The sequence below is a fragment of the Dulcicalothrix desertica PCC 7102 genome (genome assembly GCF_003991905.1).
GTDB classification, from domain to species: domain Bacteria; phylum Cyanobacteriota; class Cyanobacteriia; order Cyanobacteriales; family Nostocaceae; genus Dulcicalothrix; species Dulcicalothrix desertica.
Genome location: NZ_RSCL01000021.1, coordinates 61,178 through 85,793 on the forward strand (window position 1 = coordinate 61,178; position 24,616 = coordinate 85,793).

At 37.2% G+C, this 24,616-nt stretch carries 23 protein-coding genes and 1 pseudogene; 13 read left to right on the top strand and 11 right to left on the bottom strand.

The features are described 5' to 3' along the window. Positions 1-12: 12 nt before the first annotated feature. Genes DSM106972_RS35660 through DSM106972_RS35675 form a run of 4 tightly spaced genes read right to left on the bottom strand, consistent with a single transcriptional unit; the run spans position 13 to position 5,794 of the window. Complete coding sequence (locus tag DSM106972_RS35660; protein ID WP_127085133.1) at positions 13-1,095, bottom strand: hypothetical protein; 1,083 nt, start codon at positions 1,093-1,095, stop codon at positions 13-15. Between the two features lie 51 nt (positions 1,096-1,146). Next, entirely contained in the window at positions 1,147-2,919 is a 1,773-nt protein-coding gene (locus DSM106972_RS35665) for a hypothetical protein (protein ID WP_127085134.1), read from the bottom strand. A gap of 60 nt (positions 2,920-2,979) precedes the next feature. Then, on the bottom strand, positions 2,980-4,488 hold the full coding sequence (locus tag DSM106972_RS35670) for a peptidoglycan-binding domain-containing protein (RefSeq protein WP_127085135.1): 1,509 nt from the start codon (positions 4,486-4,488) through the stop codon (positions 2,980-2,982). A gap of 10 nt (positions 4,489-4,498) precedes the next feature. After that, complete coding sequence (locus tag DSM106972_RS35675) at positions 4,499-5,794, bottom strand: S8 family peptidase (RefSeq protein WP_127085136.1); 1,296 nt, start codon at positions 5,792-5,794, stop codon at positions 4,499-4,501. 354 nt (positions 5,795-6,148) lie between these two features. Between DSM106972_RS35675 and DSM106972_RS35680 the strand changes: the two genes are divergently transcribed. Together DSM106972_RS35680 and DSM106972_RS35685 are read left to right on the top strand one after the other, a co-directional pair. After that, positions 6,149-6,361: a hypothetical protein gene (locus DSM106972_RS35680; RefSeq protein ID WP_127085137.1), complete on the top strand. Its 213-nt coding sequence runs from the start codon at positions 6,149-6,151 to the stop codon at positions 6,359-6,361. 121 nt (positions 6,362-6,482) lie between these two features. After that, positions 6,483-6,917: a hypothetical protein gene (locus tag DSM106972_RS35685; RefSeq protein WP_127085138.1), complete on the top strand. Its 435-nt coding sequence runs from the start codon at positions 6,483-6,485 to the stop codon at positions 6,915-6,917. A gap of 101 nt (positions 6,918-7,018) precedes the next feature. Here the strand turns inward: DSM106972_RS35685 and DSM106972_RS35690 are convergent, their stop codons facing one another. Next, a complete protein-coding gene (locus DSM106972_RS35690; protein ID WP_127085139.1) occupies positions 7,019-7,687 on the bottom strand; it encodes an HAD family hydrolase in 669 nt (222 codons plus the stop codon). Positions 7,688-7,903: 216 nt separating this feature from the next. On the opposite strand from DSM106972_RS35690, the gene DSM106972_RS35695 reads away from it, so the two are divergent. Then, on the top strand, positions 7,904-9,538 hold the full coding sequence (locus DSM106972_RS35695) for an ArnT family glycosyltransferase (RefSeq protein WP_233787693.1): 1,635 nt from the start codon (positions 7,904-7,906) through the stop codon (positions 9,536-9,538). Positions 9,539-9,646: 108 nt separating this feature from the next. Here the strand turns inward: DSM106972_RS35695 and DSM106972_RS35700 are convergent, their stop codons facing one another. The 3 genes from DSM106972_RS35700 to DSM106972_RS35710 form a co-directional block, all read right to left on the bottom strand. Beyond that, positions 9,647-11,062 carry a cellulase family glycosylhydrolase gene (locus DSM106972_RS35700; RefSeq protein ID WP_127085141.1) on the bottom strand — a complete coding sequence of 472 codons (1,416 nt, stop codon included), beginning with the start codon at positions 11,060-11,062 and terminating at the stop codon, positions 9,647-9,649. Between the two features lie 212 nt (positions 11,063-11,274). Continuing rightward, positions 11,275-11,502 carry a hypothetical protein gene (locus tag DSM106972_RS35705; protein WP_127085142.1) on the bottom strand — a complete coding sequence of 76 codons (228 nt, stop codon included), beginning with the start codon at positions 11,500-11,502 and terminating at the stop codon, positions 11,275-11,277. Positions 11,503-11,749: 247 nt separating this feature from the next. Beyond that, on the bottom strand, positions 11,750-12,433 hold the full coding sequence (locus DSM106972_RS35710; protein ID WP_127085143.1) for a hypothetical protein: 684 nt from the start codon (positions 12,431-12,433) through the stop codon (positions 11,750-11,752). A 34-nt stretch (positions 12,434-12,467) separates the two neighbouring features. Here DSM106972_RS35710 and DSM106972_RS35715 point away from each other — a divergent pair, with 34 nt between their 5' ends. The 3 genes from DSM106972_RS35715 (at position 12,468) to DSM106972_RS35725 (ending at position 14,024) form a co-directional block, all read left to right on the top strand. Further along, entirely contained in the window at positions 12,468-12,662 is a 195-nt protein-coding gene (locus tag DSM106972_RS35715) for a DUF4114 domain-containing protein (RefSeq protein ID WP_267901204.1), read from the top strand. Between the two features lie 134 nt (positions 12,663-12,796). Next, positions 12,797-13,264 (top strand): DUF1643 domain-containing protein, encoded by a 468-nt coding sequence (locus DSM106972_RS35720; protein WP_127085144.1) that lies wholly within the window; start codon positions 12,797-12,799, stop codon positions 13,262-13,264. Between the two features lie 73 nt (positions 13,265-13,337). Continuing rightward, positions 13,338-14,024: a class I SAM-dependent methyltransferase gene (locus DSM106972_RS35725; protein ID WP_127085255.1), complete on the top strand. Its 687-nt coding sequence runs from the start codon at positions 13,338-13,340 to the stop codon at positions 14,022-14,024. Between the two features lie 75 nt (positions 14,025-14,099). On the opposite strand, the gene DSM106972_RS35730 is transcribed toward DSM106972_RS35725, so the two are convergent. Next, on the bottom strand, positions 14,100-14,330 hold the full coding sequence (locus DSM106972_RS35730; protein ID WP_127085145.1) for a hypothetical protein: 231 nt from the start codon (positions 14,328-14,330) through the stop codon (positions 14,100-14,102). Positions 14,331-14,615: 285 nt separating this feature from the next. On the opposite strand from DSM106972_RS35730, the gene DSM106972_RS35735 reads away from it, so the two are divergent. Continuing rightward, positions 14,616-14,891, top strand: a complete 276-nt coding sequence (locus DSM106972_RS35735) for a type II toxin-antitoxin system Phd/YefM family antitoxin (RefSeq protein ID WP_127085146.1) — start codon at positions 14,616-14,618, stop codon at positions 14,889-14,891. A 4-nt stretch (positions 14,892-14,895) separates the two neighbouring features. Next, positions 14,896-15,318: pseudogene (locus tag DSM106972_RS35740) on the top strand (type II toxin-antitoxin system VapC family toxin). A 40-nt stretch (positions 15,319-15,358) separates the two neighbouring features. Here the strand turns inward: DSM106972_RS35740 and DSM106972_RS55970 are convergent. Further along, positions 15,359-15,550, bottom strand: a complete 192-nt coding sequence (locus tag DSM106972_RS55970; RefSeq protein WP_127085256.1) for a nuclease A inhibitor family protein — start codon at positions 15,548-15,550, stop codon at positions 15,359-15,361. Between the two features lie 491 nt (positions 15,551-16,041). Here DSM106972_RS55970 and DSM106972_RS55975 point away from each other — a divergent pair, with 491 nt between their 5' ends. The 4 genes from DSM106972_RS55975 to DSM106972_RS35770 all read left to right on the top strand — a co-directional run bounded on the left by DSM106972_RS55975 (position 16,042) and on the right by DSM106972_RS35770 (position 20,222). Next, positions 16,042-16,296, top strand: coding sequence for a type II toxin-antitoxin system Phd/YefM family antitoxin (locus DSM106972_RS55975; protein ID WP_411675373.1), 255 nt, complete (start codon positions 16,042-16,044; stop codon positions 16,294-16,296). A 747-nt stretch (positions 16,297-17,043) separates the two neighbouring features. Next, a complete protein-coding gene (locus tag DSM106972_RS35760) occupies positions 17,044-18,318 on the top strand; it encodes a nucleotide kinase domain-containing protein (protein ID WP_127085147.1) in 1,275 nt (424 codons plus the stop codon). Positions 18,319-18,384: 66 nt separating this feature from the next. After that, a complete protein-coding gene (locus tag DSM106972_RS35765) occupies positions 18,385-18,849 on the top strand; it encodes a DUF1643 domain-containing protein (protein WP_127085148.1) in 465 nt (154 codons plus the stop codon). A gap of 473 nt (positions 18,850-19,322) precedes the next feature. Then, positions 19,323-20,222: a nucleoside triphosphate pyrophosphohydrolase family protein gene (locus tag DSM106972_RS35770; protein ID WP_127085149.1), complete on the top strand. Its 900-nt coding sequence runs from the start codon at positions 19,323-19,325 to the stop codon at positions 20,220-20,222. Positions 20,223-20,482: 260 nt separating this feature from the next. On the opposite strand, the gene DSM106972_RS35775 is transcribed toward DSM106972_RS35770, so the two are convergent. After that, positions 20,483-23,512, bottom strand: a complete 3,030-nt coding sequence (locus tag DSM106972_RS35775; protein ID WP_127085150.1) for an NHLP bacteriocin export ABC transporter permease/ATPase subunit — start codon at positions 23,510-23,512, stop codon at positions 20,483-20,485. A 745-nt stretch (positions 23,513-24,257) separates the two neighbouring features. Between DSM106972_RS35775 and DSM106972_RS35780 the strand changes: the two genes are divergently transcribed. Next, positions 24,258-24,509, top strand: a complete 252-nt coding sequence (locus tag DSM106972_RS35780) for a hypothetical protein (protein WP_127085151.1) — start codon at positions 24,258-24,260, stop codon at positions 24,507-24,509. The last annotated feature ends 107 nt before the right edge of the window (positions 24,510-24,616 follow it).

A 24,616-nucleotide genomic window follows, 5' to 3' on the forward strand; every position in this document is an offset into this window, starting at 1 on the left:
AGCTTCTGGTTGTTAAGGGGTTGTTGGTGGAGGTGCGGGTGGTAATTGTTGCGGAGGTGTTGCTGGTGGAACTTGGGACTGTGGTGCGGGAACTTGTCCTTGACCTAAATCGAAGATTTCTCTGAAGTTATCCAATTTGAAGTAGTCTGATTTAAATTGAATTTCTACAAAACCTTCCATTTGTGCTGAAAGTTCTGAACCCATCTCAGTGTTTGATGTGGCAATGCTAACTTGTGATTTTTGCCGTGAGAAACCTCCACCAAAACCAAAAAATCCGGTGTTGAAGGAAGACCCTTCGTTTCTACTTTCTTGCGCTCTATCATCGTTAACGGTATCTTCGTAGGCATCAATATTAAATTTGACATTGGCGCGGATTACACCTTTTTCAACAACCATACGGGAAACACCCATTAGCAAAGTTTCTCGCAGTAATGTTCGTCGCTCCTTTGCCAAAGCCAATCTCGCATCCAAGATTTTAGCTTGAATGGCAGCATCATTCATATTGGCTTCTTTACCCGTTGCCTGGTCAATAAGAACGGGTTTTGGTGGTTCGGCGCCTTGGGCAGGTTCATTTGCGTTTCGTCGTCCTCCTCCTCGGCGCCTACCAGTACCTGCTTTGCTCATTGACAAACGATATTGATTATTACTTTCTACTAAACGTAGCAAAGCTTCTTCATCCCCAACTTGTCGGACATATTCAGCAAGTGACTTAGTAGCTTGCTTCATTAAATCCATAAATACCCGCATCTGCCGCTCGTTGGCATCTTGGTTCGCATCGAAAACACCCACGAGCAAATCCCGTACAAAGCCAGGAAAATTCACTTTATTAACGAGTTTGCCTAAAGTATCCGCAGCATCCTGATTTGCATCCCCAATACGACGATTTATATGTCGGTTTGCGTCAATCATATCACCAGCAGCCATTTCAGTTGCTAGTCCTTGTTCTTCGGCTAAGTCGTTGTAGTTGGCATCAACTAATTCTTTGTATAAGGACATTTGTTCTTCTCTATCCATCGCGCGGAAAGATTGCGAGTGAGATAGAAGAGATCGAGTTTTGGCACGAGCTTGTTCTTTTAGTTCTTGTTGATTGGGCATGGTAATAACTTCCTACAAAATTACTTCTACAAAGTTGATAAATGAGAGAGTTTAAACATCCCAATCATCGAAATCATCATTGCTAGACCGTTTTTTTGGTTTTGCTGCCGCTAACCGATGAGAATTTTTATGGCTTCTGCCGTTGTTGCTGTTTCTATTACCGTGAAACTCACTGTCATGACGAGCTGACTCCATCGATGCTTGGGAAATAATCCAAGACTCTGCGGCACTTAAAAGCATGTCAAAATCAACTTCCCGTACTCCACCTTCAGATTCAAAGCCGGCAATCCATTGAAAAATCTTGTTTCCTTCAACTGCAATAGTTCTGAGAGGAGCGGTTGGCACTGTAGTACCTAAGTCTTCTTTTGCTACTCGCTCAATTACACTCCAAAGAGTTTTACGTCTTCCACCAAAGTGATTAATAATATCTTCTGACCGAATAATATCAAGGGCTTCTTGCAAATGAGCATAGTCTTCTGTCACTTGGACGTGGGACATACCAGTCATATGCTCGGTTAAATTATATTGCAAATTTTTGGTTGCTTGATATAGAGGCGCCCGTGATACCCAAACGTCTTTACTACGTTCTGATTTGCGAATATATTCCACTACTTCTGCCATCAATTGATGCCAGAGTCCTGCAAAAGCGGTATTTGCCACCATACTAGAAAGTAATTTACCGTTACCTCTATTTAATACGCGCTTATAAAGCATTGCCCTTTCTGCTGAGGTGCTTCGTTCATTACGTAATTTATGAAAGCGGTAGAGAATACTTGCTGTTTTTCCTTCTGGAACATCAAGCATTCCACTTGCCCAACGCAGTACTAAAGCATTTGCTACGTCAAATACTCGCATTCCTTCACCAATGAAGTATATGTAGTCTAATGCTCCTGCTGCCTTAATATTTTCTGGAATTATACCTTGACGGTCAACAGCATCAAAGTTGTCTACTACAAAATTCCAAGTGACTTGACCACCCTTAATACGTGCGGTATCAATTGGGTCATCGGCAACGGCGCTCATTTTTTGAGCTTCGTTGTATGCTAGGGCAAGATATTCATCATTATTTTTAAAGTCATCATCCGATCCAAACTTCACCCCTAACTTAAGCAGGTAATCAATCATTGATTGCTTAATAGCTGGAGTGAACGAGCTTTCTTCTACGGCGCCGCTTCTAGCATATAGTTCAACATAGTAGGGAACTTTCCCTTCTTTGTAGACAATATTTAAGAGCGCAACAACCGCAGAGCGAACTTGACCCGCACGGATATCAATACCTTGCTTACGAGTAAGTTCAACCAGTCGAGGCCAGTTTTTATTCGGGTCGTTTAGGACAACTTGAACGTTTAAGTCATCGGTAACATTCGCTAGTATCCTTGCAAAAAAGTATTGCTTAGGAACATTATCAATTCGTAACACAACGGCATTTGCTAAACCAACAATATCATCTGACTTAACAGAATCAACTGCCTGTAATAGTACAAAAGCATAAATGCTAGAACTAGATAGCAGTAACCTAGGTATATCTCCCAGTCCGTTTGTATCAAGTTTCTTGGTTAGCTGGTCAATCTTATCAATTGATAATTTTTTTGCTAGGGTATCTTTTGCGGTTGCCTCTAATGTGCTTCCTGGGTTTTCCTTTATATATTCCCCTTTATACTCCTCCCACTTAGCCGTTCTTATCCACTCTTCGGTTTCCTTCAAAGCAGATGCTGCATAGGAGTCAATACTGGTTGGCGCCCTAAAAGCCAGCGCTCTATCGACAGCATAGCTTTGGGGAACGCCATTAGAATTGTTGCTTGTTGTAGTGCTGGGTGTTGCCATAATGTAATACTTTTAATTAGGGTTTAATACAATCCGAAATATGTTTTCAGTACTTCTTAACTAAGCAGAACCTTTGATTTTCTTTGTTTTTAAATCAAAGAACTCCTCAAAATCATCCCAATTTGTTTCGTCTGGCGGCAATTCTTTTTTCTTGCTTTTGCTTGTGCGGGTAGTATCAGTATTGTTCTCAAACAATTCCCAGATATTTTTAAAGTTAGGACCTTCTAATGGAGTTGAGCTTTTGGGTACATCTAAACCACTTTCAGCAGCTTTAGCCAGCTTGTCAACCTCTTGTTTTATTTTCTCAATCTTTTCTGGAACTAATTTAAGTTCTTCTAATGGCTTGCTAATTCTACCATACGCAGCTTTTGCTTCTTCTTCCTTTTCAGCAATATTGTTTACTGAAATTTTTAATATATCTAATTCGGTAAATTTATGGCTTTCTTCCTCCTGATTTTCTACATCTTGAACTGCTGTTTCAGCGTTTTTAACTTCATTTACAATTATTGTAAAAATTGTTTCAGCGTTTTCCAATTCTTTTTGAACAATATCATCCTGTTTTATTGCTTGATTAGCAGCTTCATCAGATGCTTTTGCTTTTTCTGCTGAAAGTTTACTTAATGCCTCGGCAGCAGCCTCTCTAGCTTGTTTAACTACACTTTCGACACCACTCCTTAATGCCTTAATTTGATTGTATATATTTGTTGCTTCTGCCAACTTAATAGAGGCGCCTCTTGCAGATTCTTTGGCTTTGACTAGGGAAGCAGAAGCCTCAGCTCTATAAGCTTGTATTTGTGCTGTTTTTCGTGCCTCCAAAACAGTGGTTTGTACTTCAACTATTCGATTTAATAATGGCTCAACTTCTTTTTTAACTTCTGCAACAACACTATCTTTAGCCTCATTAACATCTCTAGTCGCTTCATTTTTTGCTACATTAATCTCTTTGATATTACTATCTTTGACAACATTGACTTCTTTAACTGCACTATCTCTTGCTCCATTAACACCTTTAACCACGCTATCTCTAGCAATATTAATATCTTTTATTACATTGTCTTTTGTTTCTTTAATTTTTTCAATTGCTTTATCTTGGCTGCTATCGACCTCTTCAATAACTCTATTTTTAGCAGCATTAATCAATTCAATTGCACTATCTTTTACATTGTCGATAGTTTTGACTGAGGTATTTTTAGCGTCATCAATACTTTTAACGGCGTTATTAATTTTTCCTAAATTTTCAGTGGCACCAGTTATCGCTGTATTTACATCACTAATCGCAGTGTTGGCGTTATCTTTAGCAGTGTTGATTTGTTTAAGTATTTCTTGAAATTCACTATCTGTTTGATTCCATATTGGTTCAAATCGTTTAATTAACGCTTCCCAAGTTTTATCACCTACCTCACCATCAACTTTAAGTCCTGCATTTCTCTGAAAGTTTTCAACTGCTGTTTTGGTTGCTCCATCAAAAGTATCGCTGATATTTTTAATTACATTAGGTTGCAAAACCTTTAAATATGATTGCAATATCTTTACAAGTAGACCTTTTGAGCCTGATTTCAGTGATTCCATATTTAACCTGTCAATAGTTAAGTTTATAATCAAGAAGTTTTAATGCATCGATTAGGTTTAGTCTCCCAAACCCTGCTTTTCGATGCTTAAAGCGACTATCAATTTTGTCTGCTGTATGTTGAATTAGGTGTTTAACCTGTCTATCTTGCAGACGAATACCTTTCTTTTTCAGAGCGTAAGATTTTAGTAAAGCTACTGCACCTGCTACAAAGGGAGAAGCGTGAGAAGTTCCTGTGGAGAAGGCATATTCTTTGTTCAAGTAGGTACTGTAAATATTAGTACCTGGCGCCACAAAATCGAGCTTGCCATAAGTAGAAAACGGCGCAATATTTCCCATCTCATCAGTGGCGCCAACAGCAATAACATAAGGCAGTGAACCAGGATAGTAGAGTTGCTCAGTACCATCATTGCCAGATGCTGCAATGATAGTTACTCCTTTGCGTTGGGCATAGTCTACAACTTCTTGGTGTGGTAATCCTCCACCTGCATGTTGAATACCTAAGCTCATATTAATGACATCAGCACCTTTATCTATAGCCCACTTAATACCTGCATTGATGTTGTCTACCAAACCGGCGCCGACTCGTTTATTACCTCGCTGCATTGCCCCTAACACCCGCACAGGTAGAATTTTACAATTGGGCACAACTCCAGAAGGCATTGATTCACCTTGAGCCGCAATAATACCTGCCACATGAGTTCCATGTCCAACTTCATCCTCTGGTATTTCATCGGCACCTAAATAGTCACCTAAAAATTTTCCAGTTCCATCAATAATGTCAACAAAGTCATGTCCTGGCAACAATGCATGAGCAAATTCTGGGTGATGCAGCGACACACCCGTATCCAATACCGCAACAGTTATCTCTGGTGTACCCTGAGTAAACTGATGCGCTTCAGGTAAATAAATTGCTTGGCGAGAGCGCATATCTGTTGTCATACTCATTGCAGCAGATTGCATTGTTGGTAAATGTGCTTCTCCTACTGCACCAACTTGCACCGACTCGACAATCTTGCACTTCCGCATTTCCTGGATAAGGCTATCTGGCACTGTTACATTTTGCTGAAGAATAATTCGGTAAACACGATTAAGCCCACTAGCGATTTCTTCAATGTTCCAATCTTTCCCGCTAGGCTTATACTCTTGTGTCACCCAAACTGGCAACCTATATTTAGTAAAAAACGTATCAATCTCAGGATGAAGATTTGTAACAGCTTGTGCTTTATTTTGTAACAATTGCTGCCAATGGGGTGCATTAGCAAAACAGGCATGTTCCTTTAATTTCAGCCTTATATGCGACTTCATTTGAGTAAACTAAGTCCTTATGGAGTTGGTAAATGCTACAAGTAAATGCACATAGTTAGTTTTTGTATAATATTTTTAAAAAAAACACAAGCGATTTTTTAAATTGAAATAACTCGAAACAACTTGAAACAAACTGTCATATTTCAAACATTGACCAGAAAGATAGAGTACAGATACCGTAAAAATATAATGTGTATAAATAAAAACTTTTGTCTAAGTATGGCTCTTTGTTGCTAACTAAATATACCTATACCTTTGTGCTGACTTTGATTTGCGTCTTGTGATAGTGTATAGCAAACTACGACAAGCTTAGGCTAAGTATGTACATGGTGTCTTTATGAGAGGAATACTATTATGCCAGCAGGTCGCGCAAATCACAAAGGAACTTCAGATAAGCCAAACGTTAATGCTAACGGTCAACTGAATATGAACTCAGCTGCGGATAAGTCAGTAGACCCCAAAGACGTTTTACCAGAAGGTATTACGACAAACACAACTCGCACCCAAGAATACGTAGATTTTCCACCTGCAACTCAGCGTCCAGGTGAAGATATAAAGGAAGAGTAAAGATTTTGAGGGTAGGTGCTGCCTACCCAAGTGTTAGTTTGGGCGACTTTGCAACTGGCAGTTAATATGTATTTAAGCCAAGTCATTAATATTGTCTCTCAAACTAACAGGAGATTAGACGGTGAGTAAATTAGGCAAAAAAAGATTAGAAGCAACTTCGGTAATTGTAACTTGTGCGCTCGGTAATGCCAGTGTTTCTGTGGCGCCCACACCTGGTGTAGAACTTCCCAAGCAGTTTCTTTTGACTGCTTCGGATATTTTAATGTATTCCCGTATATGGAAAACTTACTTTGAAGAAGATTTATCGAGCAAAGGCATTTTAGATATATTAACAGAATTAGGTTTAGTTTGTGCAGTTGGCGCCGGAACAGGGTATGTAGTAAGCAAAGCGTCAACAGCAGTATTAAAAGAAATTATCAACTGGACTGGCCCGTTAGGTTGGGGAGTTACCGCAGCTGTAGCTGGTTCTGTCTCAGCAATGTTTGGCGCCGCATGGGCATTATACTGCGATAAGACCTACCAACAAAAACATCCACAAGAGAGTGCTGAGTTCTGAGTGCTGAGTTCTGAGTGCTGAGTGTTGAGTGTTGAGTATTAAATAGTAAATTACTACTACACTTTACAGCCGCACTCAATTACTTACCTCGCTTCAACTATTTATGCAGCTAGCGGTGAATTGTCGTATTGTGCTAGTAAATCAGCAGGGTTATCGTAAATAGCGATAGCTTTGCTTAACTGACTATCATCAAAACCACCGCAGCGAAACGCGATAACTTTTACTCCAGCTTTACCCGCAGATTCTATATCGTAAGGAGTATCGCCTAACATTATAACATCAGGCGCCTCTAATCCTACTTTCTCTAATGCTGCTTCAACTATGTCTGGTGCGGGTTTTGAGGACTTCGCATCACTTGAAGTTGTTGCACTGTCTTCACTCAACAGGTCATCAACACCTGCTGCTTTTAGTAGTACACTCAGTTCTTCAGTGGTTGCCGAACTGGCTATCATCGTTTTTAAACCCTGATTTTGCACCTTCATAATTAAATCGTGTGTTCCAGGTGCTGGCGCCAGAGTTTTACCAAATTTATTAATTATCAACTCCTTACGACGGTCGGCAATTTTTTTACCTTCACCTTCTTCACCCGATAAACCAGGAGCAAACTTGGGTACTACCTGGTCTCCACCCATCCCTATTAAAGGACGAACCTGGTCAAACTCGACTTTATACCCAAAGTCAGCAAATGCTTCAACCCAAGCTTGTGCATGAGCATCATTACTTATAACAAGCGTGCCATCAATATCTAAAAGTACACCCTTAAGTGACATTGTTTTATTCCATCAATTAGTGCCTTTAAACTACTCCCTAAGCTGATGGAAAAACCTCATCCTATGGTTTGTATAATTTGAGCATGTAATTTGAACCATTGGCAAGATGAAACCAAACACTCAAATATTTTGTTACACAATGGCACAGTTTTACGTTAGGTTATTCAAGTTGGAAATATATATATAGAGATAAGAATGCAAGTAGCCCAGAAAAGGATGGCTAAGAAAACTAACAAGCTAGCGGTTAATTTGCTGCTTGGGGGACTGCTATTTAGAAGTTTTATTGCTTTTTGGCTTTATCCGAGCTTTGATGAAGCATATTACTACGTTTACAGCCTGCACTTAGACTGGAGTTACTTTGACCATCCACCGCTTGTAGCTTTTTCTACTGGTTTGGGACCCTGGTTGACTGGTAATGTATCCCAATTTACTATTCGCTTAGGCGCCTTGATTTTACATACAGGTAGCTTAGTACTATTGTATTTAACAAGTGCTAGATTATTTTCAGTTAAAGCCGCGACATTAACATTAGCAATTGCTACAGTAACACCTATATATCAGCTTGCGTTTGGTACATTCGCTTTACCCGATAATCCGCTAATGTTTTTTTGGTCAGCAAGTTTATATTGTGCAGTTTGCGAGTTTTTTAAGGAAGATTTTGATTTTCCACCGGGTAAATATATTCCTAGTTACCGTTTGACTATTCTTTCGGTTTTAGTGGGTTTAGCTTGTTTAAGTAAATATCACGGTTTTATTTTAGGATTTGGACTAGTTGGTTTTTGCTTAACGAGTCAGCAGCATCGTAGAGTTTTTAGTTCTGTTTGGACATGGTTAGGTGTTGGATTATTTTTGCTAACTATATCACCAATTTTATATTGGAATATTCAACATGACTGGGTTTCGTTTCTTTTTCAGTCAGAACGCGCAGTGCCTAGAGTCGGCTATAATTTTCTAAATGTTTTACTAGTATGTTTAGTTGGTATTGGTTATTTATTTCCCACTATAGGGTTTCCATTGTGGCGCATTACATTAAAAACCACAATAAATCAAATTCGTCAAGTATTTTCTAAAAAGTCTATAGATACAGATTGTAAAGAATTAAAAGAATTTAAAGACCAAAAAAACATATTTATATTGTGGTTATCTTTACCCTTAATTTTAGGATTTAACTTAATAGGAGGATACCGTCAGATATTACCAGCTTGGTCAATGCCAGGATTTTGGGGAGCAACTTTATTACTAGGACAGCAAGCTGTAATTTGGTATAATCGTTCTAAACGTTCAGTATGGAGATGGTTAACAGGTACAGGTGTTGCAGTTTCTACAATTTTACTATTTCTCTTACTACATATTACAACAGGTACACTGCAAAAACCTAGTAACTTTGCAATATTTGGTGGATTTGTGGCGCCGCAAAATGACCCATCCTCGACAGAATTAATAGACATTCAACAAGTACGAAGCGGTTTTGCTGAGTCTGAGGTATTACGCGAAGCTTTAAAAAATTCTAACTTTATATTTACCAACCGCTATTATTATGGTGGACTCATCGCAATGGCACTCCACCCCATATCTAACATACCAATTACCTGTTTCGATATTGGTTATGATATACGTGGGTTTGCATTTTGGTCAAAACCAGATGAATGGCTAGGCAAAGACGCTTTATATATTACCACCGAAGCATTTATCACCAGAAAAGATTTAATGACAAGCTACAAATCTCACTTCAACAGCTTCAACGAAATTGCAAAAGTCCCAATTAAACGCGGAGGTGTAGTTGTAAACAATATTCACGTATATCAAGCAAAAACACTACTAAAACCTTACCCACGTGCATATGGTATATAGTAACTTGTAGGCTATTCTTATAGAATACTCTTGTAGAATACTTTTGTGGAGCGGGCGTCCCCTTCAGCTATATTGGGACAGGCAAGGATGCCCATCCCACAAGAATGTTTAATGACTAGTAAGTATTAATTTGACATCACTGGGTTGGTAATTGCTGCCAAATTTTTCGGCACAATATCCAATCTCAACAAATTGGTTTGGTGCTAAACTTATTCCAGAATCTTCTGGTATGACAGTTATTGTTGGTGGTTGTAGGCAAAATTTACCATTCCAAATTTGATTAATTTGTACTTGACCGGGAATAAATGATAATTTCCACTTTGGTGCCAACTTCTCACCACTATTATTTGTGACTCGAAAAAGTACACATAGTCTTTTATCCCAATTTGATTCAATAATTATCTCTATGTCCAATATACTAGTTGAAGCTATTCGAGTTACATTAGATAGTGGCGCCTCAAATAAAGTTGTTGCAAGCAAATCTTGTTTCTCCTGATTTATATTTATCCAGTCGTTTTGTAATATTCCGCTCGTATAACCGTTATTAGGATTCCAAGACCAGTAAGTGTAATGAAGTTGGTTTTGTTGAATATACTCAACCAACGCTCTCTGCCATAACCCTTCTACTGTATCTTTATTTACACTGTCGCCACCAAATTCTCCAATTAGAACTGGAGCAATATTTTCAGAAGCAATATAATTAAAACCCATTTCCCAACGGTATTTGAGAAGGTCTAATATTTCTGATGTTGGTTTTTGAAACCATTCTCGCGCTAAAACTCCGGCGCCGTACTCGTGTACAGAATATACCAACTTATTCGCAACCGATAACCGAACGGGGTTATTGCGAACACCTTCTAAATTACTACCCCACCAATGTTTTGAAAGTTTTTGCCCTGCAACAGAACCGGAAATCCCTTCGACTACAATTAACCAACTAGGATTTACAGATAAAATGGCATTTCCACAACGTTCTGCCGCTAGTTTCCAATCTGTCGCGATATCTCCACTACCCCAAGTCGCGGCGCCATGTGGATTATTCTTCAAGTCTGCACCAATAACATTTGCTCGGTTTTTGTACCGTTTCGCTAGTAATGTCCATGCATCAATCCAATCTTCTTCAGAAAAACCATCTCCATACCATAACTGCGGAGTATAAAAGTCATTAAGTCGATGACAATCTAAAAGAATCATCAAACCTTGGCGCCCAGCTTCTTGAATAACAAAATCCATTACTTCCAAAGGTTTCTTATCCTTCAAAGCTCGGTTTTTACCATTCTTAAAATCAATCCCCGTTACCCAATTAGAACTCAAACATTCTACAGAAAAAGGTAAACGGATAACATTATAACCTAGCTTCTTAATCTGAAGCAGCATGTCTGTACAATCTCTTGCCCACAGTCCGTGCGGTGCATGATTATCTGTTTCAAACCCAGACCAATTAACTCCACGCAATAAAATAACTTGCCCATCTGAATCCACTATCTGCGAACCATTAGTCACTAAGGGAAACTGAATTGTCATAGGTAGTACTGAGTTGCGTATGTTTCCACAATACAACTATGCACTAATTAAGTATTCCGTAATTTTGCGTGTTTTAATACAAATGTATTTTAACTAACTCAGTGAAGCTACTGAATATAATATTTAAAATTATCAAAAATATACATCTTGTGGAACAGGCATCCCTGCCTGTCTCAACCTAACTATATTATTAATTAAAACTCTAAAAAACACTATTTAGTTTTTCTAAGCGGTGGTGACATAATCAGTAAACCTCTAACAACTTCTTCTGGAGTCGCTGTGCCATTTGCTACTTTAGGCGTAATTCGCATAAGTTCTAACGCCAAATCTGTAGGAATTCCCCATTCTTCCAGGCGCCTTAATTCCAAAACATCAACACCTTTTTCTAGTCCCTCTAAATACTCTTCTACAGTAATCCCATAGTCTTCAATTTCAGGCATACATATAACCTTTGTCTCATTATTCCAAATATTATATCGATTTTGAGGTAAATTTGAAATGGCATAAAACAAAATGTTACCAATGCAGAGCGTTCCGGTCTAAATCCAAACACCAGCCCAATCACTAACTTTAATATTTTCTTGTGGAATGGGCGTCCCGCCCGTTCATTCAAAGGAGGTGTTTGCTTGGATGCCCACTCCACATTCCGGGAGAATTAAATTTTTGGAAGTTTCTTATTGGGCAAAATTAATTAGTTTCAATATTAACAGTTTCAATGAACTGCTTGGTCTTAGGAATAGTAGACTTTTTAGTAGAAACTACTTTTTGACGCTGGGACTTTTCTACAATTTGTTGCCCAGTTAAATAGTTACTACTAACCAAAGTTGAATCGCCATTACCACGGTCAAAATCAAGGATATCTTTACCAATTAACACAAGGCGCCCAGATGATTTATCTATCCAGAAACGATGTTTAGTTTCACGAGCAAGTCGTGAACCACTTAGTTGAGATATTGTTATAACACCTTTTTTAATCTCTATATTTGAACCTACCCCATCTGATCCAGCTAGTAAACCTCCACAAGACGAACATAGTAGAAGTTTATTTGCAACAGCTAGGCGCCGTAACTGCCCATTCGATTGCTTGACTAAAACTACTAATCCACGCACACGCTCATCATTTTGTGTCCCTGCTTGGATTAATGTTAATACTGTATCTAGTTGACGGTCGTTGTTAATATCTCCATCTACCTTATCCTGAAGCTTCCAACCTGATGGTACAAAATCTTGAGCAGTTTTTCCTGACTCTGGGACTAAACTTGGATTTAGATTTGTGCTGCTATTTGCATTTACTACCGATGTAAAAATAAAAGATATTGTAGTTGATAATACAAATCCACAAGTCAAAAAGCTTAGGTTTTTCCACTTCATAAAAAATTTAGTCCATAAATATCTACCTTAATTTATACACTCACATGCGCGCGCATTACAGACACCACCCATTAGTACATTTTTATGTACATGGAGTGGCGCCAACACTGATAAAGTTGACCATATTCGACTGTTAGGTAACAATACCTTTGGTTTTGAGGATTTAGCTAACGGTGGTGATAAGGATTATAACGATATAATTGTCAAGGCTAATTTGACACTTGTATAATCCATGTAAGAACCAGGTTTCTCAAACACCGAATCGTGTCACAACTATATTTTATAGTTTGCTATGCTATATACCCAATCGCATATAGCATAGCCTTGGCGCCGAATTAACCAAACGTAAATCAAAACATTGCCTTGAAAAAATCTGCACTAATTGTAGGGGATTATCGTTACTTACTCAGCCGTAAGTGGGACGCAAGTAAACCGAAAATTACCTTTGTAATGCTCAACCCAAGTACCGCAGATGCAAACCAAGATGACCCCACACTCCGTAAATGCATCAATTTTGCTCAATCTTTGGGTTATGGTTCTCTTAAAGTAGTTAACCTGTTTGCTTACCGCGCCACTAAACCTTGTGAGCTTCGTAAAGTTGCTGACCCTGTAGGCCCAAAAAATAACTACTATATTCAGTTAGCAACAAGACGTGCCTCTTTGGTTATTGTAGCATGGGGTATTCATGGTAGCTTTCAAGGTCGAGATAAAGTTGTACATAATCTAATTTATCGTGACCAGAGTCTTTATTGCTTAGGTGTTACGAAAGATGGATATCCACGTCATCCACTGTACCTTGAAAAAACTACAATACCAATAATTTTGAGGTAAGGGGAACAATAAAATACGGCAAATGGTCAGAGAAATTAAGTTAAATTTCAGTGCTTACCAGAGAAAAGTTAGCATGAATGAAGCAAACATGCAAAAAATTCGGAATGATTTTGATAGCATTGCTCTACATGACCAAGAGGGATGGGATCACAACAATCATTATCACCACTTTTTGCTCAAACAGTTGCCATCCCAATGTAAAACAGTGCTTGACATTGGCTGCGGAACAGGTGAATTTTCACGTATGGTTGCTAAACGCTGTGAAATGGTTGTTGCCATCGACCTGTCTGCTAATATGATTGAAGTTGCCAAGCAGCGTTCAGAAAAGTTTTCAAATATTAATTTTCAAGTTGTTGACGTTTTACAGTGGGAGACGCCAATTGAGCAATTTGACGTAATTGTTTCTATTGCTACACTTCATCATTTGCCTGTTGAGAACTTGTTACTTACTTTAAAGGCAGCTTTAAAACCTGGCGGAAAGTTATTGATATTAGATTTGCTCGAATATGAGAGTTTGTTGGATAAATTAAGTGATTTTGTTGCTGTTCCTTTAAATTGGCTATTTCAGACAATCAAAAATAGACATATTCAATTATCACCTGAAGCAGCAGCAGCGATGAAAGAGCATCTTCGTACAGATAACTACCTAACTTGGAAGCAAGCACAACAAATTTACACAAGTTTGTTGAGGAGAGCAAAAGTCAGAAAGCATTTATTCTGGCGTTATTCAGTGGTCTGGCAAAAGCCAGAGGTATTATAAAAATCTGTGGTAATAATATTTGCCATCAATCTAAAAATTTTTACTACAGTCTCGCGATTAATAACACGCCTATTATCATATTTTACTTACCTCAGCCGTTCTCAATTTTTGGAATTCCCAATACTTGTCTCGCTCTTCAGGTAGCGGGTCACTTACTTGGAATAACTCTGTGTTAATACGAGTAAATAGATTTTGATGAATATGATGCTCTACAACGCTTTCTTGCCCTGGTTTAATATTAGATACATTAAGGTAAAGTCCACTTTCCCAAATTCTGCCTGACTCTGTAGGATTTGTTGTTTTCATCCCAATAGTCAAATGTGGTAGGGTAATATTTGAGTTATTTTTAAAGGCAAATAAAAAGATAAATGAGTTTTATTAACATGTAGCAGTTATTGAATGCGATGGGAGGGAGAGTTATAAAAATATAATGATTCCTCCTCTGTGCCCTAATTTTCCCAACCCAACAGACAAAACGAATAAGAGTATTATTTAATACACATATATGTATTTGGTGGGTTACTGATAATGTTCAATAAAAATGCTAATATATCGATAGGTAAAAATCGATTTAAATGAATAATTCTATTTATGCAATATTCAATCGAACAAATTTCCCTCAACTTAAACAAAATTATTCAGGAAGCCGAACAAGGCGAACCAATCCAAATTACTCAGCAGGGCAAACAGATTGCTGTTATACTTTCTCATGCAGAATATGAAAAATTACTTAACAAAACACCAAACTTTTGGGAATCTGTAGAAAGATTTAGACAGGAGTATGATATAGAAGCAGCAGATATAAATCCAGATGAGCTTTTTGCTAATGTAAGAGATAAATCATCTGGGCGTGAGGTAATATTTTAATTTTATGCGCTTTCTTTTAGATACTAATATTTTCTCAGAGCCGTTACGCCCCCGCCCAAATCCAAACGTAGTCAGGATGCTACTGCAATATTCAGGCGAAATAGCTACTGCAACTGTAGTGTTTCATGAGCTTCTATTTGGCTGTTACCGTTTACCAGTAGGGTCTAAAAAGCGCCCGATTATTGAAGCATATTTATATGCAGAAGTGAAACAGAAAATACCTCTCCTTCCCTATGATACCGCAGCTGCCGAGTGGTTTGCTGTGGAACGAGCAAGACTGACAACAATTGGTAAAACTTTAGCATATGCTGATGGACAAATTGCTGTAATAGCTTAAGTAAATAACCTAATTTTAGTTACAAATAACGTTGCTGACTATTCTGATTTTGAAAACCTAAAAATAGAAAACTGGTTGGTAATGAATTGAGTAGAGCTTTTGGTACAACAAAAAAATAAATACTCACTGCTCAATGCCAAGGTTGTTGCGTCCAAACACCAGCCCAATCACCCCAATGTGTTTGTCCTATATAATATACATAGTAGTCAAAAAGTCTATTTTCTGTAATGTTAATCAAGTTTTGCTGTAATACTTGAGACAGTCTTTGAGTTCTTTCTAATATTCTATAATCACAATTTTGCTTTTCAAATCCATCAAAAATAGTATTACATAAATTGTCATTATAATACTTTTACCAAAATTACTTTTTCAAATACTTCACTATTCTCTCAAAACCGAATAGACTGGCGCGAACGGATGGTGTAGTGAAATAATTTGACAACGACTCGTTGTCAAAATTTAGCGAGTAAAGGATTTGATAACCAATGGTTAACAAATTAACCTCGTGGGCTGCTATAGTGGTGGGGATACTTGAAAAATTGCATATGTATAGTATAGAAATCCCTAAAGCTCGAATTTCACCCTTTAGACCGTGGTAAAGTCAGCATTGCCCCAGACTTTGATGCTCCCCTACCGGATGATGTTTTAAATAGTTTTTTCAACCCAGCAGACGAAGACGAAGAAGGGTATTACTTTATACTCATGCATTTATTGGATGGATTACTGATAATATCTAATAAGATTGCTAATATATCGATAGGTAAAAATCGATTTAAGTAAATAATTTTATTTATGCAATATTAAATCGAACAAATTCCCCCTAATTTAGACAAAATTATTCAGGAAGCTGAACAAGGCGAAACAATCCAAATTACTCAGCAGGGCAAACAGACAGCTGTTATACTTTCTCATGCAGAATATGAAAAATTACTTAAGAAAACACCAAACTTTTGGGAATCTGTAGAAAGGTTTAGACAGGAGTATGATATAGAAGCAGCAGATATAAATCCAGATGAAATTTTTGCTTCGGGAAGAGATAAATCATCTGAGCGGAAAGTAATATTTTAATTTTATATCTCATAATTATGATTCATACAATCTTTAAAATAACTATATAACTAGCTGTACATTGCTTATAAAATAATGAATTATATCTAACTAAGTAGCGATGTATATTATATTTTTTAACGTAAATTATAAAAAAAATGTTACTGCTTCTTCAGAATTTACAATTACCTGTAGTGACTCGGTTGGGATATTCGTAACCAATTTTTATGTAGTTTATACGTACTCATTAAGCCCAGACTTTGTAAAAAGCTTAAAGCAATTCTTGTACAATAGGTGATGCCTCTGCAAATGAATGGATTTATAAAGAATTCCATTAGCAAACTTTACATATTGTTGCTTAGTGTTACGATACTTAACGCTGAATTCACTGCTAATCACACTTACTATGTAAGCAGGTCAAAACAAGAGGAGGTAATTATTTGTGGAATAATTACCCTTACTGCTCTTATACTTCTTATCGCCAAAACAACGTCACCTTGAATTATTAGGGTAAGAGCGTGGTCAAGTAAGCATTCCCCTAAAACTTTAATGCTTCTCTAGTAACTATGTCTTACGACCGCGCTTTTTTAAACTTGAGGTGGGTATTGCTAGACATTGCATGGTATGCAGTATACTAATGGCAATGTCAGAAAGCTTAAAAACTCTTTTCTGACTTTTAGGTAATTTGTATAGAAGGTAATATGGAGCAAAAAGCAGAAAATATTTAGTCGGTGTTAATAACGGTAAATCAAGCTAGGAGAAAAATCTATGCGAGTAAGGCAAGAAACTTTTGATACATATTGGAAATTTGCTGCCATGCGTCAGGAAGTATTTTTCAATAAAATTAACAATCCACTTCCCCCCTGGACTAATAATCGTATTCTTAATACTTACAAGTTTTGCAATGCTTATCGAGCAAGCGACCGCGTTTCTCAGTATCTTATTAAAAATGTAATTTATGACCCAAATAGGAGTAATAATGAAGAAGAAGTCATCTTTAGAATTTTACTATTTAAAATTTTTAATAAAATCGAAACTTGGAAATATTTAGAAGAGAAAGTAGGAGACTATATTGTATTATCTAATTTTAACTTTAATACCTATTCTTCTATTTTAGAAGAAGCAATGAATTCAGGACATGCCATTTATACTAGTGCGTATATGTCTTGTGCCAGTAAAGAGTTTGGTTATGATAAAAAGCATCAAAATCATCTCAAATTAATTGAAAAAATGGTTTTTGAAGATAAACTAATTAATCGCATAGTTAAAGCTAAAAATCTTGAAGAAGTTTTTAATATTATTCAAGAATATCCACTACTTGGTAAGTTTATGGCTTACCAATTAGCAATAGACATTAACTATAGTGAAATTATTAATTTTGATGAAAACAGCTTTACCATAGCAGGTCCAGGTGCTGAACGCGGTATCAACAAGTGCTTCATTAATACTGGTGGTAAAAATTACAGCGATATCATTCTTTGGATGACTGAAAATCAAGATAAAGAATTTCAACGTTTAGGTTTAAATTTTCAATCTCTCTGGGGTCGTCCTCTGCAAGCTATAGATTGTCAAAATCTTTTTTGTGAAACTGATAAATATTGCAGAGAGGCATTTCCTGAATTAAAAAGTAATCGTAAAAAAATAAAATCAAAATTTACTTCAAATTTTCAAGCAATTGATTATTTTTACCCACCAAAATGGCATATAAATCATAAAGTTCAACAAACGTTAGCGAAAAGATTGCAAAATCTAGATAATTATAAACTAGAAATTATTGAATTAGAAAATATTCAAACACAAAGAGAAATTACGAAACTTGAAGCATCAAATACTAAAAATTATCAGCAGCTATTTTTGGAAGACACGATAATTGATAGTTTACTAAGCAACATAGAAAAGAATAGCTCTCAATTTTTAGAAAATATGCCAATAGCAAAGAATAAGCAAGAGGCGCATAAAAAAAGTGCAAATAATAAGAGCAAAAAGCAAAAAAATTTACAGAATATGGAGGTCGAGAGTTCTCAACAACTATGTCTATTCTAGGTCAAATAATATGTGTATCTAGAGCTTGACAAAATTTGGTATGATGTGTATGCAAGTATAATAATTATGAGAAAATCTGCACGAATTGTAGGGGATTATCGTTACTTACTCAGTCGTAAATGGGACGCAAGTAAACCGAAAATTACCTTTGTAATGCTTAACCCAAGTACCGCAGATGCTAAACAAGATGACCGTACACTCCGTAAATGCATTCATTTTGCTAAATCTTTGGGTTATGGTTCTCTTCAAGTAGTTAACCTGTTCGCTTACCGCGCGACTAAACCTCGTGAGCTTCGTAAAGTTACTGACCCTGTAGGACCAAAAAATAACTTCTATATTCAATTAGCAACAAGACGTACTTCTTTGATTATTGTAGCATGGGGTACTCATGGAGGCTTTCAAGGTCGGGATAAAGTTGTACAGAATTTAATCTCTAGCAAACAAACTCTCTACTGTTTAGGCGTTACAAAATATGGATATCCACGTCATCCACTGTACCTTAAAAAAAATACTAAACCAATTATTTTTTAATGTTTGATTATAAGACTAACTAGCCTTGGAAAGCTGATTACCATATATTTAACTCAATATTATACTCATAAAAATAAAATTATTCGTAGCTTGGATAGAAGAATTAAACTGAAAAAATACGTTAATTTTAAGTTACACTACTTCGTTTAAGCTCCCGTTAGCGTTTTTTATTTAGCGAGAGTAATAAATGGCGTTTAAATTGTTAATATACAGCCAATAAACAATCGTGACAATAAGTAACCATGTCTGATTTTATGAAAATCATTTGATATACGTATTTATTTTTATATACCTGTCTAACTTTTTTTTTGTATACTAGGTAGTGAATAACCACTTATTTTTTCGTCTTCTTTTACTTATATTTTCTACATGCTCTGGAAAAGCAGCTTATCTAATAAATTTTGTCTAATAAATAAAAAAAGTTTGCTTTTTAAATTTAAACCCAGTCAAACTATCAATAACAGGATTAAATAATGGATTTCCGCCAGTATCAAGAACAAGCACTGATAAGCGACCAAGTTCCAAAGGGTACTGAAAATTCACAAATCGTACCTCTACTTGGTTTAGTAGGTGAAGCAGGTTCACTCCTTTCGGAATACAAGAAATACTTGCGTGATAAAGACGCTCACAAAAATTTTAAATATTGTGTAGCAGAAGAATTAGGAGATTTACTTTGGTATGTTGCCAACGTAGCAAGCAAATTTGACCTAGATTTAGAAGAAATAGCGCAAAAAAATCTAGAGAAGTGTCATGACCGTTGGGGATGGAAAAAGGTAAAGACAGATGGGAAAGCTACAGGCTACAACTTTGATAAAGAATTTGCAGAACATGAAAGATTGCCACGGCAGTTTGTAGTAGAGATTACCGAAGTTAGCCAAGATAACTCTATAAAGATGAAGGCATTCATCGATGGAGAACAGATTGGCAATGATCTTACTGATAACTCTTACTCAAACGATGGCTATCGTTTTCACGATGTTTTCCATCTTTCATATGCGGCAGTTTTGGGTTGGTCGCCGGTCATTCGCAGTAACCTAAAATGTAATGAATTAAAACGTAAACGCAAAAGTAACCCTAGTATTGACGAAGTAGAAGATGGCGGTAGAGCAATAGCAATTGAGGAAGGTATATCAGCACTTGTGTTTAGCTATGCTAAAGACCACGATTTTTTAGCAGGAGTTTCAGAAATAGACTACCAACTATTGAGGACTATCAAAAGCATGACCTCACATTTGGAAGTTTCTTTATGTTCTTTAGGTGATTGGGAAAAGGCAATTCTCATGGGTTATGAAGTCTGGCGACAAGTAGAGAAAAATCAGGGAGGAAAAGTTATTGTTGATATTGATGAAAGTTCTATAAGTTATCAGCCATAATAACAGCGAGCTATCAGTAATTATAATAGGATGTTTTAAAAGTTTCTTTAAATGTTATTAGTCCCGTAGTCCAGCATCTCAGTATTTAATCACACCTTAGATTCTTCGCTGCGCTCAGAATGACAATTTATACTTTACTCGACTTTTAAAACATCCTCTAAGTTTTGTGGGATGGGCATCCTTGCCCGTCCTATATGAGCAGGCAAGGATGCCCACTCCACAAGATGCCCTACTTTACTTAGTTAAATAATTTATTAGTCTTATATTCTCTGGCGCCTAATCAATTGACTAAACAATCCTGGTTGTTGTGCTAGTTGATCGAAGTTACCTTGTTGGACTAATTTACCGTTTTGGAGGACATATATTTTATCAGCGTTGCGTATTGTGCTGAGACGGTGTGCTACTACTATACGGGTAACGTTGAGTTTTTCTAAGCTTTCGCTGACTATTGCTTGGGTTCTGTTATCGAGTGCGCTGGTTGCTTCGTCGAATAGTAATATGCGTGGACGTAATGCTAATGCACGGGCAATAAGTAGTCTTTGTCGTTGTCCACCCGATAAGTTTGTTCCTCCTTCACTGACTACGGTGTGCATTTTCATTGGCATTGAGTTTATATCGTCTGCTAAACCTGCCATTTGTGCTGCTTCCCATGCTTCTTCCATTGATAAAACAGCATTACTCGAAATGTTCTCAAATATAGAAGCGGACATTAAGCGACTGTTTTGTAATACTACCCCTAACTGGCGCCTTACTGCATTGATATCTAAACCAGCTAAGTCTTGTCCATCTAAGTACAAACTTCCTGATTCTGGAGCGTCAAACCCTAATAATAATCTAAATAATGTTGATTTACCGCTGCCACTTGGACCGACTAGTGCTATAAATTCTCCTGGGTCTGCTTTGATGGAGACATCATCAAGCGTTAATGGTCCATCGTTACGGTAGCGAAATACAATGTTTTTAATATCTATTTTTCCTGATAACCTACCTGGGTCTGCTTTTGTTGTGTCTACTTCGGGAGTTGCTTTGAGTATTGGTTGCGCGCGTTCCCATAATGGTAGTGTTTCTAATATATCTACTACAGTGGTGCTTAAACTGGTGGCGCCGCTAATAAATGTTCCAAATGCAGCGTTAAATGCTAAAAAAGTACCTGTGGAGAAACTACCATTAGCTTGTGATGAAGCAAGTAAGCTGGTTGCACATCCAAACATAACAGCAGGAGTTAAGGCAGAAAGTATATTATTAACTACTACTAAGTTATCTTCGATACTTTGCGATGCCATCGTTAATTGTAATTGATGGCGATATTGACTACCCCAGTAAGCAAATGCTCTAGCTTCAGCTCCAGCAGTGCGAAATTTTGATACACCCCCAATAATTTGCACCATCATCCCAAATAGTTTACCTTGTTGGTTTAATAGTGGACGGACTTTTTTAATGGTAAGAACACCAGAAATAATGGTAACTACAACGTTGACTAAAGCTACAAGTGTGGCAACGAGTGCTAGTGGAATGCTGTAGTAAAATAGTAATCCGAGGTTGAGTAGAGAGAATACACTCGAAAAAAAGCTTTTGAGTAAAGTATTGCTAAGTTTTTGACGAATTTGAGTGATTACAGAAACCCGTGCGCTTAAATCACCTATTGAGAATGCACGAAAAAACGATGGTTTGAGTTTTAATAATCTATCCCATACTGCTGCTTGGGTGGTAGTATCGGCGTAAGTTTCCAACCGCATTAATGCAAAACCCTGTGTGAGTTGGAATAATGTGGCGCCTATTGTAGTTGCAACCAAACCTAAAGCAAGCTGAAATAATAGTGATTTATCACCACCCCCACTAGGTATAGCTTGGTCGATAATAAGTGCTGTTGCTTGTGGCGTCACCATACCGAGTAAAGTAGTTGCAATACCACCAAGCAAAATTGTCAGCATCTCCTTAGAACGTCCATACAGAGCAAATTTCATCAAAGACAGAAAATTTTGCGTTTCTGGTAACGGACGATAGAAAGTGTAAGCAACAGGTGATAACGTTGCAGCAATTTTTTGATTACATGGCAAACGTTTTTGTAAAACGGGGTCAATTATTTCATAGCGACTTTCAGAAACAGGTAACAAAGCAATAGGACGATTATCTTCTAATTTATATGCAACGAGCGGTCCACTATCTTGCTTCCACCACTCACCTTGTAGTGTAATGCGACGAACGCGGATATGGGAAGCGCGCGCAATAGCGTCGAGTGGGTCGCGTACTCGTTGTAAATCTTCAGAAGAAGCTGGAGGGTTAATAGTAATACCCAACACTCTCCCAACTATACCCGCAGAAAACAGCAAAGATTTTACATGCAACTTCTCTGCATCTTCGGTACTTATAGGCGCCGCAGGTACGACTTTTGCTTTTTCAGGTTCAAATATACTAGCAAATTCCGATAAAGTGCTAGCTATTGCTTGATTATTTAACCTTTCGCGTTCTTTTGCGCGCGCTAGCTCAAAGAGTGTTTCTTGATGTTCGACTTGACTTATTGCTTGCAGTACAAAACTTTGTAGCTCGTGTAAACCGTTGAGTAAGAACTGAGAATCTAGATATAACCCTCCTTCATTTTCTGTTATACAAGCTGAGTCAATTTCCACTATAGACTCGCGTGCTTGTAACCATAAATTTTTCTCTAAAGGAATTCTGCCTGTATATGGAGTAATTTCTAAATTATCTAACCCTAGTAAATTAGCTTGTCCTTGTAATACTTTTACCCAAATTACTTTTTCATACGGTGGTTGAAATACTTCACCCTCTCCGAATACGGCACATCCCGGCGCCTGTGATGGTGTTGGCAATTTAGATGATGTAATCGTCGATACTGACGTTCCTAGAATATTTACCCATCGTTCAATTAATTGAATTGCTGGAATTTGTTTATTTCTATAAAGATTTATATTAGTATTTTGATTAATGTTACGATTAATGATATTAATATCTCGTTTAATTAAATCGCAAAACTCTGATTTAGAAATTCGTACAAGCTCACTCTCTTCTAAACTCACAGCCAAAATTTGATGCTGTCCATTTAATGAGCATGTCGCCGAAAACATTGCCTCACCAGCTTTGACTGTAGATAAATAACGGCGCCGACCTTTCGGTGTACCATGTTCTACACTTATAGCAAACAATGCTAAGGCGCCGGACTTTACTAGCCAAACGGCGCCAGGGTTGTCAAGTAACAACGGCTCGTTGCTTTTAAAGGAATAAACTTCACCATAATCATTTATATCGATATTATGTTTATGTTCTGCCAGCATTCCTAACATCTCCTTTCCAGTAGTAGCGCGCGTTCAACCGCCCTTTGCTGCTTTTATATCAGCAGAACGTACTGAACGGTTGCTGTTTACTACTATTTCTGGCGAGCAAGAACATATGCATAACCCGTTTGCCTATGAAAACCTTATGAGTACCAAAAAATGAATGATCTTGCGGTGTCATGAGTCGCGAACGTTAACGCAGTTTTCCCGTTATCGAAGATATCCCGAAGGGTAGGGTAGCATCTCAGAGCGTAACTTAAACATAGTTTTCCCGCAAAGTGGGAGATTTGAAGCGAATGTTGTTAGCGACTTAAAACTTGGTGCTGTATCATTTACTCATGCGGAGGGACGCGCTCTTGCCAAGCTAGCAAATGAAATGAAAGTTAGAAATATAACTGGGGGAGAAGCAACTTTATACGTAGATAAACCACTGTGTAACTATTGTCAAAAAGTAGTATTTAGTATTACAAGGCAGTATAATGTAAAACTAACAATAATTTCTCCATAACGATTAAAATTTAATTACGAGGATAAATCATATGACTATATTTAGTAGCAATATTAATCAATTGAATTCAAAAGTTAACCTTTTTCTAGAAGAATTGGATACAATCGCTTGGTTTAAAAATGTTGGTAAATCTATACATAGCCATAAGTTAAACAATTATTTTCTTGGGATGATGCTTGGTCACATCTACAAAACGAGAATTGGATAAATGCTTCATTCCATAATCATATAGATAGTATGAATCCTGTTTGGGATATTGCTTATGATAAAGCATTGCAAGCTGTATCCAAATCAATTTACTGTCACGAGCTTGAAGAAGGAATAAGTGTGGCTGATGCAGTAGCCTATGATGTTGCTGCTGCTGCTGTAGAAATTGTAACAGGCAGTTCTGATACTTTTTTTACTAATCTAATAGAATGGTATCGATTAGGACATTGGCCTTGCGGTTGGGATGGACAGTACCCAGAAGGTAAATTAATTGTTTATTAAAGGAACTGGCGCCTAAGAGTTGTGCAAACAATGCTTATGCACTACGCTTGTTGCTAAAATACTGCTTAAATACTTTATTTTGGTGTTGTTTTCCAATCGTGATGCTA

Bases quoted from the DNA above. Each gene is read 5' to 3' on its own strand.
- DSM106972_RS35765 (WP_127085148.1), top strand. From the start codon at position 18,385: ATGAGAAAATCTGCACGAATTGTAGGGGATTATCGTTACTTACTCAGT.
- DSM106972_RS35700 (WP_127085141.1), bottom strand. From the start codon at position 11,062: ATGACAATTCAGTTTCCCTTAGTGACTAATGGTTCGCAGATAGTGGAT.
- DSM106972_RS35675 (WP_127085136.1), bottom strand. From the start codon at position 5,794: ATGAAGTCGCATATAAGGCTGAAATTAAAGGAACATGCCTGTTTTGCT.
- DSM106972_RS35770 (WP_127085149.1), top strand. From the start codon at position 19,323: ATGGATTTCCGCCAGTATCAAGAACAAGCACTGATAAGCGACCAAGTT.
- DSM106972_RS35695 (WP_233787693.1), top strand. From the start codon at position 7,904: ATGGCTAAGAAAACTAACAAGCTAGCGGTTAATTTGCTGCTTGGGGGA.
- DSM106972_RS35690 (WP_127085139.1), bottom strand. From the start codon at position 7,687: ATGTCACTTAAGGGTGTACTTTTAGATATTGATGGCACGCTTGTTATA.
- DSM106972_RS35660 (WP_127085133.1), bottom strand. From the start codon at position 1,095: ATGCCCAATCAACAAGAACTAAAAGAACAAGCTCGTGCCAAAACTCGA.
- DSM106972_RS35760 (WP_127085147.1), top strand. From the start codon at position 17,044: ATGCGAGTAAGGCAAGAAACTTTTGATACATATTGGAAATTTGCTGCC.
- DSM106972_RS35680 (WP_127085137.1), top strand. From the start codon at position 6,149: ATGCCAGCAGGTCGCGCAAATCACAAAGGAACTTCAGATAAGCCAAAC.
- DSM106972_RS35775 (WP_127085150.1), bottom strand. From the start codon at position 23,512: ATGCTGGCAGAACATAAACATAATATCGATATAAATGATTATGGTGAA.
- DSM106972_RS35735 (WP_127085146.1), top strand. From the start codon at position 14,616: ATGCAATATTCAATCGAACAAATTTCCCTCAACTTAAACAAAATTATT.
- DSM106972_RS35780 (WP_127085151.1), top strand. From the start codon at position 24,258: ATGAATCCTGTTTGGGATATTGCTTATGATAAAGCATTGCAAGCTGTA.
- DSM106972_RS35670 (WP_127085135.1), bottom strand. From the start codon at position 4,488: ATGGAATCACTGAAATCAGGCTCAAAAGGTCTACTTGTAAAGATATTG.
- DSM106972_RS35730 (WP_127085145.1), bottom strand. From the start codon at position 14,330: ATGAAAACAACAAATCCTACAGAGTCAGGCAGAATTTGGGAAAGTGGA.
- DSM106972_RS35725 (WP_127085255.1), top strand. From the start codon at position 13,338: ATGAATGAAGCAAACATGCAAAAAATTCGGAATGATTTTGATAGCATT.
- DSM106972_RS35710 (WP_127085143.1), bottom strand. From the start codon at position 12,433: ATGAAGTGGAAAAACCTAAGCTTTTTGACTTGTGGATTTGTATTATCA.
- DSM106972_RS35705 (WP_127085142.1), bottom strand. From the start codon at position 11,502: ATGCCTGAAATTGAAGACTATGGGATTACTGTAGAAGAGTATTTAGAG.
- DSM106972_RS35665 (WP_127085134.1), bottom strand. From the start codon at position 2,919: ATGGCAACACCCAGCACTACAACAAGCAACAATTCTAATGGCGTTCCC.